At 69.7% G+C, this 12,987-nt stretch carries 11 protein-coding genes; 8 read left to right on the top strand and 3 right to left on the bottom strand.

All coding sequences use genetic code 11. From position 1 onward, the window contains the following. The first annotated feature begins 88 nt into the window (after positions 1–88). The 6 genes from FDY95_RS18870 (at position 89) to FDY95_RS18845 (ending at position 7,648) form a co-directional block, all read left to right on the top strand. Positions 89–3,214 (top strand): TIM-barrel domain-containing protein, encoded by a 3,126-nt coding sequence (locus FDY95_RS18870; RefSeq protein ID WP_138080081.1) that lies wholly within the window; start codon positions 89–91, stop codon positions 3,212–3,214. Positions 3,215–3,220: 6 nt separating this feature from the next. Continuing rightward, positions 3,221–3,619: a hypothetical protein gene (locus FDY95_RS18865; RefSeq protein ID WP_138080080.1), complete on the top strand. Its 399-nt coding sequence runs from the start codon at positions 3,221–3,223 to the stop codon at positions 3,617–3,619. A gap of 12 nt (positions 3,620–3,631) precedes the next feature. Beyond that, positions 3,632–4,087 (top strand): hypothetical protein, encoded by a 456-nt coding sequence (locus FDY95_RS18860; RefSeq protein WP_138080079.1) that lies wholly within the window; start codon positions 3,632–3,634, stop codon positions 4,085–4,087. Between the two features lie 158 nt (positions 4,088–4,245). Then, positions 4,246–5,703, top strand: coding sequence for an alpha-amylase family glycosyl hydrolase (locus FDY95_RS18855; protein ID WP_212744924.1), 1,458 nt, complete (start codon positions 4,246–4,248; stop codon positions 5,701–5,703). A gap of 14 nt (positions 5,704–5,717) precedes the next feature. After that, positions 5,718–6,197, top strand: a complete 480-nt coding sequence (locus tag FDY95_RS18850) for a DinB family protein (RefSeq protein ID WP_138080078.1) — start codon at positions 5,718–5,720, stop codon at positions 6,195–6,197. A gap of 98 nt (positions 6,198–6,295) precedes the next feature. Then, entirely contained in the window at positions 6,296–7,648 is a 1,353-nt protein-coding gene (locus FDY95_RS18845) for an alpha-amylase family glycosyl hydrolase (RefSeq protein WP_212744923.1), read from the top strand. Between the two features lie 24 nt (positions 7,649–7,672). Here FDY95_RS18845 and FDY95_RS18840 read toward each other — a convergent pair whose 3' ends face one another. Both FDY95_RS18840 and blaOXA read right to left on the bottom strand, forming a co-directional pair. After that, positions 7,673–9,310: an N-acyl-D-amino-acid deacylase family protein gene (locus FDY95_RS18840; protein ID WP_138080077.1), complete on the bottom strand. Its 1,638-nt coding sequence runs from the start codon at positions 9,308–9,310 to the stop codon at positions 7,673–7,675. A 94-nt stretch (positions 9,311–9,404) separates the two neighbouring features. Continuing rightward, positions 9,405–10,226: a class D beta-lactamase gene (blaOXA, locus tag FDY95_RS18835; RefSeq protein ID WP_138080076.1), complete on the bottom strand. Its 822-nt coding sequence runs from the start codon at positions 10,224–10,226 to the stop codon at positions 9,405–9,407. Between the two features lie 112 nt (positions 10,227–10,338). Between blaOXA and FDY95_RS18830 the strand changes: the two genes are divergently transcribed. Continuing rightward, on the top strand, positions 10,339–11,292 hold the full coding sequence (locus tag FDY95_RS18830) for an aldo/keto reductase (RefSeq protein ID WP_138080075.1): 954 nt from the start codon (positions 10,339–10,341) through the stop codon (positions 11,290–11,292). A 160-nt stretch (positions 11,293–11,452) separates the two neighbouring features. Here FDY95_RS18830 and FDY95_RS18825 read toward each other — a convergent pair whose 3' ends face one another. After that, positions 11,453–11,920, bottom strand: coding sequence for a hypothetical protein (locus tag FDY95_RS18825; protein WP_138080074.1), 468 nt, complete (start codon positions 11,918–11,920; stop codon positions 11,453–11,455). Between the two features lie 262 nt (positions 11,921–12,182). Between FDY95_RS18825 and FDY95_RS18820 the strand changes: the two genes are divergently transcribed. Then, positions 12,183–12,962 carry a rhamnogalacturonan acetylesterase gene (locus FDY95_RS18820; RefSeq protein WP_138080073.1) on the top strand — a complete coding sequence of 260 codons (780 nt, stop codon included), beginning with the start codon at positions 12,183–12,185 and terminating at the stop codon, positions 12,960–12,962. Positions 12,963–12,987 lie beyond the last annotated feature (25 nt).

Below are 12,987 nucleotides of genomic sequence, written 5' to 3'. Positions count from 1 at the left end.
CGGCGCGTCGAGGTTTCCGCCTTCCTGAGCCCATCCGTTACTACTCCCAAAAGCCTGTATTTTGCCCCCACGCCTTCCCACTCGCCCGATGCCCACACCGCCGATCCGCCGCCTGCTGCCCCTGCTGGTGCTTTCCGCCCTGAGCACGCCCGCGCTGGCCCAGCGCGAAGGCGGCGGCCCGCCCAGTCAGGACCCATTCGGGCGGCGCGAAACGCCGGTGCCGACGCGCGCCCTCGGCCGCTACCGCAGCCACTCGTACCAAGACGGCACCCTCACCATCCGCAGCACCGACGGCGGCACCCTGCGCGTACGGCCCTGGGCCGAGGGCGTGGTGCGGGTGGAGTTTTATCCCGCCGGCCAGCCCGTGCGGCCCGATTCGTCGCTGAGCGTAGTGCAGGCGCCGCAGCCCGAACGCCCGGCCGACGCCTGCAACCCCGGCTGCGACGGTCCGCCCCGACCGGCTGAAGTGGCCAAATACGGCAACCTGATTTGCCAGGGCATCATTGCCACCCCGACGGAGCTGACCTGGGACCTGGGCTGCGGCGGCCTCGTCACGGTGCAGAAAACGCCCTTGCACCTCAGCTACCAGCGTGCCCGCAGCGAGGAGGCGCTGCTCACCGAAGCGGGCGGCGCGTTCGAGCAGCTCGGCGGGGCGGGCGGCACCGGCGTCAGCTTCCGGCTTCAGCCCGATGAGCACCTCTACGGCACCGGCTCCCGGGCCCTGCCCCTGGACCGCCGCGGGCGCCGGCTCACCCTCTACAACGAAGCCCACTACGGCTACCAGAACGGCGAGCCGACGCTGAACCTGACCCTGCCCACGGTGCTCAGCAGCCGGGGCTACCTGCTCTTTTTCGACCATTACGCCCCCGGCACCCTCGACCTGGGCGCGACGGATAAAACCGTACTCGAATACCGCGGCGAGGGGCTGCGCAGCGTGGCTTATTTCATCGTGGCCGGCGACTCTTACGCCGAAATTCTGAGCCGCTACACCGCCCTCACCGGCCGGCAGCCACTGCCGCCGCGCTGGGGCCTGGGCCTGCTGCAAAGCCGCTTCGGCTACAAATCGGAGGCCGAAATGCTGCACGTAGCGCGCCGCATGCGCCAGGCCGATTTTCCGCTCGACGCGCTGGTGCTCGACCTCTACTGGTTTGGCGGCACCCGGCAGCAGGGCGACTTCCGCTGGGCGCCCGCCGGCTTCCCCAACCCGCGCCGGCTGACCCGCCGCCTCGACTCGCTCGGCATCAAGACCCTGCTGATTTCGGAGCCCTACGTGATGCGCAGCTCCCTGAACGACGCGCTGGTGCGCCGGCAGGGCCTGGTGGGGCGCGACGCGGCCGGGCAGCCCTACACCGTGGCATCTTTCTGGGCCGGGCCCGCCACCTTGCTGGATATGTACCGCCCCGCCGCCCGCCGCTGGCTGTGGGAGCAGTACGCCCGGCTGAAGCAGGACGGCGTGGCCGGCTGGTGGACCGACCTGGGCGAGCCGGAAAACCAGCCTGCTGACATGCACTACGACGCCGGCCCGACGCGCCGCATCCACAACGGCTACGGGCAGCGGTGGGCCAGCATCCTGAGCGAGGGCTACGCCCGCCACTACCCCGAGGAGCGCCTGTTCAACCTCGCCCGCTCGGGCTGGGCCGGGGTGCAGCGCCATGCCGTGTTTCCCTGGTCGGGCGACGTGAACCGGTCCTGGTCGGGCCTGCAGGCGCAGGTGCCCATCATGCTCAGCCTGGGCCTGGGCGGGGTCGGCTACATGCACTCCGACGCGGGCGGCTTCGGCGTGGGCCCCACCGACCCCGAACTGTACACGCGCTGGCTGCAGATGGCCAGCCTCGGGCCCATTCTGCGCCCCCACGGCGGCCCCGAGGTGCCCCCGGAGCCTTACCAGTGGCCGCCCGCCACCCAGGCCGCCGTGCGCCCCTACACCCACCTGCGCTACCGCCTGCTGCCCTACCTCTACTCCCTGGCCTGGGAAAACGCGCAGACCGGCACCCCGCTGGCCCGCCCCCTGAATTATGGCGCAACGGCGGTGCAGGCCGACGTCGAGCAAGGCCTGTCGGCGGAGGAACTGGCGGCGGGCCTGGCCGATGCCTGGCAGGAAACGGGCAACTGGCAGGCCGATACGGCGGCCATGAGCGCAGAAGCTCGCCCCGACGCGGCCCGCGCCCAGCCGCCCGCCGCGCCCACCTGGAGCTGGAGCACCACCGCCTCCAGCGCCTGGGGCGCCGAAAAGCTGCGCGCCAACCGCCGCCAGGCCTTTCGGCGCGACAACGCCCCAGCCCTGGCCGACGTCAACGACCAGTTCTTTCTCGGTCCCAACCTGCTGGTGGCCCCGGTGCTGCAGCCCGGGCAACGCCGCCGCAACGTGGTGCTGCCCGCCGGCACCTGGATAGACTTCGACTCGCACGAAACCCTGCCCGGCGGCCAGACGGTGGGCCGCCCGGCCCCGCTGCACCACCTGCCGCTGCTGGTGCGGGCCGGCGCCTTCGTGCCCCTCACGCGCTACCGCCCCAGCACCGCCCTTTACCGTCCCGACACCCTGCAGGTACAGTATTTTGCCGACCCCGCCGCCGGCACCACCTCCTTCACCGTGTACGACGACGACGGCCACACTGCCGCACCCGCCGCCTACCAGCTGCTGACCCTGCAGGGCGTCGTGGCCGGCGCGCAGGCCCGCATCACGGCCACGCTCACCGGGCTTACGCCGCCCGGAGCCGCGCCCACGCGGCGGGTCGTTGAGCTGCTGCTGCCGCGGGTGTCGGTGGCCCCCGCGGCCGTGCTGCTGGCCGGGCAGCCCCTGCCGGCCGAGGCCTGGCACTACGACGCGGCCACTCGTACCCTGCACCTGCGCTTCACGCTGACTGACGCCAGTCGCCGCGCCAGCCTGACGGTGCAGGGCCTGCGCCTCGACCGCACGCCCGCCCGCCACCTCGACCCCGACGCGCTGACGCTGGAAGCGCCCACCGAGCGTACCCTGCGCGGCCGCACCACGCTGCGCTACACCGTGCACCGGCCCGGCCCCGCCCCCACCCTGCGCCTGCTCGACAGCCGCGGCACGCTGGTGCGCACCATGCCCACCGACGCTACCACCGGCGCCCACACCCTGGCCTGGGACGCCCGCGACGCGCAGAACCGCCCGGTGCCCGGCGGGGTGTACTGGGCCGAGCTGGCCGGGCAGCGGCAGCGCCTGGTGGTGCTGCCACCCCAGCCTTGAGCCGCCATGCAGCAGCTGTTCGACGACATCGTGCGGGTGTTCGTGGCCACCTGCCGCGCGACGGGCCTGAGCTACCCGGAGCTGAATATCCTGGTGTACTGCCTACTCGCGCCCCTGAGCTGGCTGCTGGTGCTGGCCCTGCGCCGCCCCCGCCTCGGGGGTCCGCTGGTGCTGGGTGCCGCTTTGCTGATCGGCGCGCTGACGGTGGAGCGCCGCCGCTTTGCGCCCCTCAGCCGCTGGTTTTACGATTACAACATCCGGGTGCTGGAGCTGGCCGGGCGCTACACCGGCCTGGGCTACGTGGCCGTGTCGCTGCTGGTGCCGCGCCGGGCGGTGCTGCCGCTGGCGGCGGCGTTTGCGGCCCTGCTGCTCCTGTATTTCGTAGTGGGCTGGTTCGCGCTCTGAAATGCTCCGCCCATGAAACGCAAGCTCCGCGAGTGGCTGCGCCGCTACCTGCCGGCCGAAATCCTGTCGCTGCTGGCTACGCTGGTCGGGGCCTGGGTGGCCCTGTGGCTGACGCACAGCCGCGTGACGGCGGCGCTGGCGGGCACCTGGGCCGGCAACGTGCTCTACTTCGGCACCATCCTGCTCACCGACATGCACCGGGCCCGGCAGCAGCGCCGCGCCGCCGGCCGGGGCTACGACTGGGCCACGTTCGGCCGCAACGTGCGCGCCCTGCTGGTGGAATTCGGCGTAGCCGAGCTGGCCGATTCGCTGGTCATCCGCCCTGCCCTGATGTACTACCTGCCGCTGTGGCTGGGCCATTTCGCCGGGGGCGTGCTGCTGGCCAAGCTGCTGGCCGACGTGACCTTCTACGTCCCGGCCATCCTGAGCTACGAGCTGAGCAAAAAGCGCCTGCGCGACTTCCGCTGACGCGGGACGACCTTCGTTCAGAACCTCATGTCGTCGAAACATGACGGGCTTTTTATACTGTTCAAATGCTTCGGCTGCGCTCCGTTTGACGGCCTGATTGCTTTCTATTCATGCCCGCTGGAGCGGCAACGGCCGTGGCAAACGCGTATGTTTAGGCCATGCGCCCCACCGCCCTCCTGTCCCTTGCCGCCGGCCTGCTGGCAGCGGCCCTGCTGCCGGCCTGCCATTCCCAATCGGGCCCGGAAAAGGTCCCGTCGGCGCTGACGACGTGCCCGGCAGCCCCGCCGCAATACACCATCCGTCACCCCGCCTGGGCCCGGCAGGCCAGCATCTACGAGGTCAATATCCGGCAGTACACGCCGGAGGGTACGTTTCGGGCCTTTGAGGCCCACCTGCCGCGGCTGCAGAAGATGGGCGTGGGCATTCTGTGGCTGATGCCGGTGTACCCCATCGGGCAGGAGCGCCGTAAGGGCACGCTCGGCAGCTACTACTCGGTGCGCGACTACCGGGCCGTGAACCCCGAAATGGGCACCCTGGACGACCTGCGCCACCTCGTGACTGAGGCCCACCGGCGCGGCATGCACGTCATCCTCGACTGGGTGGCCAACCATACCAGCTGGGACAGTAAGCTGGCCCGGGAGCATCCGGAGTGGTTCACGCGCAACCCGCAGGGCCAGTTCGTGGCGCCGGTGGCCGACTGGCAGGACGTTATCGACCTCGATTTCAGCAAGCCCGGCCTGCGCCGGTACATGACCGAAAGCCTGGCTTACTGGGTGCGCGAGGCCGACGTGGACGGCTACCGCTGCGACGTGGCCGGCCTGGTGCCCACCGATTTCTGGAACAGCTCCCGGGCCGAATTGGAGAAGATCAAGCCGGTATTCATGCTGGCCGAGTGGGACGAGCTGCACGACCCGCCCTTTCTCCGGCACGGCGAGTTCGACCCCAACACCGGCCTGCTCGAAAAAGCCTTCGACGCCACCTACGCCCTGCGCCTGCGCTACCTGCTCGACAGCGTGGCCCGCGGCCAGCAGCCGGTGGCCGCCGTGGATAAGTACCTGCGGGTGGAGCGGGCCAAGTACCCGCCCACCAGCTACCTGATGACGTTTACCACCTCGCACGACATCAACAGCTGGGACGGCTCGGAGTACGAGCGGCTGGGCCCCGACGTGCAGCCCCAGGCCGTGCTGGCCGCCACCTTGCCGGGCATCCCGATGGTGTACTCGGGCCAGGAAGCGGCCCTGCGGAAGCGGCTGAAGTTTTTCGACAAGGACCCGATTGCCTGGGGCAATTACCCGTTGCAGGATTTCTACACCCGCCTGCTGCAGCTCAAGAAGCGCAACCCCGCCCTAGCCAACGGCGACGCCTGCGGGCGGCTCACCCGCCTGCCCGCCGCCGATAAGGACGTGTACGCCTTCGTGCGCCACCGCGCCGGCGGCCCCGAGGCCGTGCTGGTGGCCGTGAACCTGGGCTCGGAGCTGCGCGAGCTGCCCGTGCCCGCCGCCTGGCACGGCGACTACCGCGACGTCTTCGCGGACCAAACCTACACCCTGGCCCCCGGCGCCACCCTGCCCGTGCCGCCCCACGGCTACCGCGTGCTGGAGCGCGGGCCCAACTAATTATTCCGACCGCCATGCACGCCATCCTGCGCGACCAATACGCCCTGGTGCAGAGCGCCCGCGGCGCCCTGCTCGACTACTGCGCCACCCTGGCCCCGGCCGATTTCGTGGTGCCGCTGCCCGCCTTCAACGACGGCAACATCCGCGACCTGCTGGTGCACACGGCCAACACCTACCGGCACTGGCTGGGCGTGGTGGCCCGGCAGCACCCGCGCACCTACTTCGATGTGGCCGCCGTGCCCGACGTGGCCGCCGTGCGCGCCTGCTTCGCCCTCGTCGACCAACTGATGCTGGATTTTCTGGCGCACGCGGCGGGCCGCGAGCAGCAGGCCGAGCTGCTGGCGGTGCCCGGCCGCCCCGCCCCGCTGCCGCTCACGCCCCTGCAGCTGTTCACCCACGTCATCACCCACGAGTTCCACCACAAGGGCCAGGTGCTGAGCATGAGCCGGCAGCTGGGCTACGTGCCGGTGGACACCGACGTCATCCGCACCTAGCCGCAGGGCTCGGCGGCGGCGACCAAAGCCGCGGCCCTGCCCGCCGGTTTTGCGTACACGGGGGCTCGTTGTTTCCGTCTTCCCCGAAAGCCGCTGCCGTGCCCCAGCTTCCGCCGCACCCCGACCAGCACCTGTTCCAGGTGCGCCACCCCGAGTGGGCCGCCCAGGCCACCATTTACGAAGTCAACCTGCGCCAATTCACGCCCGAGGGCACGTTTCGGGCCTTCGAGGCGCACCTGCCACGGCTGGCGGCCATGGGCGTGAGCATCGTGTGGCTGATGCCCATTCACCCCATTGGGCAGGTGGGGCGCAAGGGTACGCTCGGCAGCCAGTACGCCGTGCGGGACTACTTCGCCGTCAACCCCGAATTCGGCACCCTCGACGACCTGCGCCACCTCGTGCAGACGGCCCACGGCCTGGGCCTGCGGGTGCTGCTCGACTGGGTGGCCAACCACACCAGCTGGGACAACGCCCTGGTCACGGAGCACCCCGACTGGTTTCAGCATGATGCGAGTGGCAACCTGCTGCCGCCCGTGCCCGACTGGACCGACGTGGTGGCCCTGGACTACCGCCAGCCCGCCTTGCGCCGCTACATGACCGACGCGCTGCTCTACTGGCTGCGCGCGGCCGACCTCGACGGCTACCGCTGCGACGTGGCCGGGCTGGTGCCCACCGACTTCTGGGACGCGGCGCGGCCGGAGCTGGACGCGGTGAAGCCCGTGTTCATGCTGGCCGAGTGGGACGAGCTGTACCCCTCGGGCGGCCTGAGCTGGGAAGACTTCAACCCCGACACCCGGCTGCTGGAAAAGGCTTTCGACATGTCGTTCGGCCTGCGCCTGCACTACCTGCTCGACCGCGTAGCCGAGGGCCACGAGCCCCTGCACGCCATCGATGAGTATTTGGCGGCCGAGCGGGCCAAATACCCGCCCTCGGTGTACCTGATGCACTTCACCAGCAACCACGACGTGAACAGCTGGGACGGCACCGAGTACGAGCGGCTGGGGCCCCTGGCCCGGCCCTTCGCCGTGCTCACGGTGCTGCTGCCCGGCATGCCGCTGGTGTACTCGGGCCAGGAAGCTGCCCTGAACCGCCGCCTGCAGTTCTTCGACCACGACCCCATCGACTGGCAGGCCTACCCGCTGCAGGACTTCTACACCCGCCTGCTGCAGCTCAAGCGCCGCCACCCCGCCCTGCGCAACGGCGACGTGACCAGCCATTTCCGCCGCCTCGACTGCGGCCCCGCGCAGTACGCCTTCCTGCGCGAGCAAGGCCCCGCCGCCGTGCTCTGCGCCATCAACACCGACGCCGCCGAAGCCGCACTGATGCTGCCCGAAGCAGCCGCCGGCACCTGGCAGGACGTGTTCAGCGGCCAGCAGCTGCTTTTTGCCACCGGCGAAGCCCTGCTGGTGCCGGCCCACGGCTGGAGGGTGCTGGAGCGGGTGGTTGTGTAGGGCGCCAGCTCCTACCCTGCCCCCTCAGCGCCGCCGGGATTCCCCGGTTTCCCCGGTGGGCACAGCTGGGGCCGCGGCCCCCGGCCCGCGCAGCACCAGCCCGGCGCGGGTGCCCACGTGCCGGCCCTCCCACACCGTCGTGCGGCCGTTGACGAGCACGTAGCGCATACCCACCGAGTACTGGTGCGGGTGGGCGAAGGTGCTGCGGTCCTGCACGGTCATCGGGTCGAACACCACGATGTCGGCGGCGTAGCCGGGGCGCAGCAGGCCGCGGCCCACCAGGCCGAAGGTCTGGGCCGGCAGCGAGGTCATGCGGCGGATGGCTTCCTCCAGCGGCAGCACGCGCAGCTCGCGCACGTAGCGGCCGAGCACGCGGGCGTTGGAGCCGTAGCCGCGCGGGTGGGGCACGCCCTCGCGCCACACCCGGATGCTGGCGTCGGAGGCCACCATGTTGTGCGGGTAGCGCATGATCTGCTGCACGTCGTCTTCGCTCAGGCCGTGGAAGATGGCGCTGGCGTCGTGCTGCTGCACCAGTTCCAGCACGGTGGCGGCTTCGGCGCGGGCGCGGTGCGGGCGCTTGCGCCGCCGGTTGATTTCCTCCACGCTCAGCCCGTTGAGCGTGGTATCGGGCGGGAAGTTGGCCACCACCACGTAGCTGAAGTGGCGCAGCTGCCGGGCGTGCAGGCGCCGCACCATGCTGCGCAGCACTGCTGCCCGCACCCGGGGCCGCAGCAGGCGGGCGCGCAACGAGTCGGCGCCGTCGGCCTGCACGTCGTCGGGCAGCAGGGTGCTCAGCGAGGTCGATGAGGCCGTGTAGGGATACTGGTCGATGGTGACTTCCTGCCCGGTGCGGCGGGCGGTTTCGATGAGGTTCAGTAGCTCGGCGGTGCGGCCCCAGTTCTGCTGCCCGCCCAGCTTGAGGTGCGAAATCTGCACCGGCAGGCCGGCTTCGCGGCCCACGCGCAGGGCCTCCAGCACGGCAAAGGCCACGCTGTCACTCTCGTTGCGCATGTGGGTGGCGTAGAGGCCGCGGTAGCGCGCCGCCACCCGGGCCAGTCGGATCAGCTCGGGCAGGCGGCTGTAGGTGCCCGGCACGTAAATCAGCCCCGACGACATCCCTGCCGCCCCCGCCCGCATGGCCGAGTCGATGAGCGTTTCCATGCGCTGCAGTTCGGCCTCGGTGGGCGCGCGGCGGGCCCGGCCCATCACCGCCTTGCGCACCGTGCCGTGCCCGACGAGCGAGGCCACGTTGACGGACAGGCGGGTGCTGTCGAGCAGGCGGAAGTAGCGGCGCAAGTCGAGCCGGGAGGAACCGCAGTTGCCGGTTACCACCGTTGTCACGCCGTCGTAGAGGAAGTTGTCGGCCGTGGGCTGGCGCACTTCGTCGTCCTCGATGTGGGTGTGCACGTCGATAAAGCCCGGGGCCACGGCCAGCCCGCTGGCGTCGATGACGGTATCGGCGGGATAATCGGCGGCCAGCCGGCCCACGGCCACGATACGGCCGGCGCGCACGGCCACGTCGCCATAGGTCCAGGCGTTGCCGGTGCCGTCGTAGAGGCGGCCGTGGCGGATGAGCACGTCGGCGCGCGGCTGCTGGGCCCGCGCCGGCCAGGCCAGCCCGAGCAACATCAGCAGAACGCGCAGCCGCAACAGAAACTTCATAGGTGCAAAGTAGACATTCGCGGGGTCGCCGCCGAAAACGCCGGGCCCGCGCCCTTATTGAGCCAATACCAGCGCCGCCGGTGGCAGGCCGCGCCTACTGCATCCAGCCCAGCTCGGCCAGGGCCTGCTCCACGATGGCGCGGCGGCCGGTCTGAAACCGCTCATCAGCTACGTGGTCGGGCTGGGTTTCGGCGTTCAGGGCGAAGAAGATGGTGCGGCCGTCCGGGCGCGCAAGCCAGCCCACAAACCAGCCGATGTCGCGGTTCGTGGCCGAGCGAAAGCGCCAGCCGGATTTGCCGCAGAAGGTGTAGGCGGGCGTTTGGCGGAGCACCAGCAGCTGCTTCACGGCGCGCTGGTGGCGCAAAGCCACGGGCAGCTTTTCGGCCTGCAGACGGCGCAGAAAGGCAATCTGCTCAAACGACGTGAGCCGCGAGGGGCCGCCCAGCCAGAAGGTATCGAGCGTGGCGGCCGTGACCTGCATGCCGGGGTAGCCGAGGCGGCGCAGCTGCTGCTGGTAGCGGGCCACGCCCACGCGCCGGGCCAGCTGCTGGTAGCACGGCACGCACGACACCCGCAGGGCCCGGGCGTAGGTCATGTCCTCATTCCACTGCGGGAAACTGCGCTTGACGCCGTCCCACTTGCAGATTTCGGCCGTGTCGCGCAGCGCGCCGGTTTCCAGTCCGATGAGCGTATTCGGAATCTTGAACGTGGAGGCTGGGATGAAGCCCTGCCGGCAGCGCTTCGGGTTGTAGGCCACGTACTTGCCGGCCTTGGCGTCGTAGAGCAGCAAAGAGCCGCGCAGGCCGTATTTGTCGAAGAGTGGCTGAAAGTTGCGCTCGGTCAGGCCGGGCTCCGGCGGCGCGGTGGCAGGCAGCGTGAGCAAGGTCAGGAGCAGCAGGCAGAGGCGAAGCAGCATGGCGCGACGGGTAGGGTTGGGAGTGGCAAGTTACCGCGTCCGAGTATTACGCCGCCCCAAACCCTAATGCCCTTCGGGTAGTTATAGCCACTCCTACCAACCCTCCTGAACCATGCAACAACGCGAACTGGGCCGCTCCGGCCTGCGCATTGCGCCCCTCGTGCTCGGCGGCAACGTATTCGGCTGGACGGCCGACCAGGCCACTTCCTTCCGCATCCTCGACGCCTTCGTGGCCGGCGGCGGCAACGCCATCGACACGGCCGACGGCTACTCGGTGTGGGTGCCCGGGCACGTGGGCGGCGAGTCCGAAACCATCATCGGCCAGTGGCTGCACCGGCGCGGCCGCCGCGACGACGTCATCATCGCCACCAAAGTCGGCTGGGAAGTCAACGCTGACAACAAGGGTCTGAAGAAGGACTACATCCTGCGCGCCGTGGAAGGCTCGCTGAAGCGCCTGCAGACCGATTACATCGACCTGTACCAGTCGCACAAGGACGACCCGACGGTATCGGTGCAGGAGCCCCTGGAAGCCTACGCCCAGCTCATCCAGGAAGGCAAAGTGCGCGCCATCGGGGCTTCCAACTTCTCGGCCCAGCGCCTGACCGAGGCCCTGCAGGCCAGCGAACAGCACGGCCTGCCCCGCTACGAGACGCTGCAGCCGCTCTACAACCTCTACGACCGCGCCGACTTCGAGCGGGAGCTGCGGCCGGTGGTGCAGCAGCACGGCCTGGGCGTGATTCCCTACTACGGCCTCGCCGCGGGCTTTCTTACCGGCAAGTACCGCTCTCCGGCCGACCTGCAGAAAAGCGCCCGGGGCGGCGGCGTGGGCCAGAAATACCTGAACGAGCGCGGCCTGCGCATCCTCGCGGCCGTCGACGAAGTGGCCGCCCGCCACCAGGCCACGCCCGCGCAGGTGGCCCTGGCCTGGATCATGGCCCAGCCCGGCCTGACGGCGCCCATTGCCTCGGGCAGCAAGCCCGAACAGATCGAGGAGCTGCTGCCGGCGCTGCAGCTGCCGCTCAGCGCCGATGACCTGCGCGCCCTGGATCAGGCCAGCGCATCCTGAGCCCAACGCCCAAACGCTTCGGCTTGACCAAACACGCCACGGCCCCGGCAGCTGATACTGCCGGGGCCGTGGCGTGTTTGATTCAGGCGTCACCAGGCGCCTCGATGGCCGAAAACCGGGCCGGGCAAGGCGCCGAACAGCCCAGGAAAGCGGCCAGGGCCTACACCCCGCTGCCGACGGCGCCGGACTGGGGCGCGTCGTCGCTCAGCAGCCAGCGTTCGGCGGCTTCCTCGTTGTCGAAGTAGTCGACGGCCACCGGCACGTTGGTGTTGGTCATCTGGGTGACTATCTGATTGGTAGCCATGCGGTTGAACAGGTTGAAGGCCTGTACCACGGCGCCACGGTTGTAGCCGGTGTCGCGGGCGGTGGTGGGCACCCATTCCTCGGCCAGCCAGCGCTGCAGCGGCGGCGAAATCGGGGGCATGTGGCGGTGGTCGGAGAGGATCCGGGTGACGCCAAAGTGCGCCAGGGCCTGGGCAGCGGCCTTGTACAGGTCGCGCACGTTGGCCTCGCGGCCGGGGGTGCGGCTCCACTCCAGGCGGATGTAGCCCGTGGGATGGTACCAGATATTCCCCGCCGGGTTGTCGAAATACTGCGCGGGAGCAGCGGAAGGAGGTAGAGCAGTCATTAGCAATAGCGCGAAAAACGGGGCGGCAACTTCGGGCACAGACGCAGCGCCGGACCAGCGGGTTGCGCCCTAACTACGCGCCAAAGATGGCAACGTTCCCGATAACGATTGCGCAGAAAAAAGCAGGCCGCCGCTTGCACGCCGCCCGGGAAAGCCGCAACTATCGGGTGGTGAGTGAAATGCCCCGGCGTCGGCGGCTGCTTTCGGGCAGCGTGGCTGACGCCGCGGGCGCTTGCATTTTCCTCATTCACCGGCTTGCACTATGCGAATTCGTTTCGTGGCCGGGGTGCTGCTGGCCCTGCTGCTGGCGGCCTTCACCGCCCCCGCGCCCGCGCCCATCCGGGTATACCTCGTCGGTGACTCCACCATGGCCCAGAAGGAGGTCAAGACCTACCCCGAAACCGGCTGGGGCACGCCCTTCGCCGTGTTCTTCGACGAGACGGTGACCGTGGACAACCGCGCCCAGAACGGGCGCAGCACCAAGACCTTCCTCACCGAAAACCGCTGGCAGGCCGTGGCGGAGGCGCTTAAACCGGGCGACTACGTGTTCATCCAGTTCGGCCACAACGACGAGGTGCCCACCAAAAAGAGCTACACCACCGAAACCGAGTTTCAGCAGAACCTGCTGCGCTTCGTGACAGAAACGCGGGCCAAGAAAGCCACGCCGGTGCTCATCACCCCGGTGGCCCGCCGCAAGTTTGACGCCGCGGGCAAGGTGGAGGACACCCACGCCGCCTACGCCGAGCTGGTGCGCAAGGTAGCCCGCGCCAACCAGGTGCCGCTCATCGACTTGAGCCAGAGCAGCATGGCCCTGCTGCAGCAGTTCGGGGTGGAAAACAGCAAGCTGCTCTTCAACCAGCTCACGCCCGGGGAGCACCCGAACTACCCCGACGGCCGCGACGACAATACCCACTTCTCGGAGCTGGGCGCCCGCCGCATGGCCGAGCTGGTGCTGGCCGACGTGCGCACCCTCAAGCTGGAGCTGGCCGAGCGCATCGTGAAGCGCGAATCGAAGAAGGCGGTGGACGCGCAGGCGAAGTAACCTGCCCCAACGGTTTAGTTGAACG

Origin of the sequence: Hymenobacter jeollabukensis (assembly GCF_005771675.1) — a bacterium.
Classification (GTDB): domain Bacteria; phylum Bacteroidota; class Bacteroidia; order Cytophagales; family Hymenobacteraceae; genus Solirubrum; species Solirubrum jeollabukense.
The sequence above is the reverse complement of the archived record's forward strand: the minus strand, read 5'-3'. Positions and strand labels throughout refer to the sequence as shown.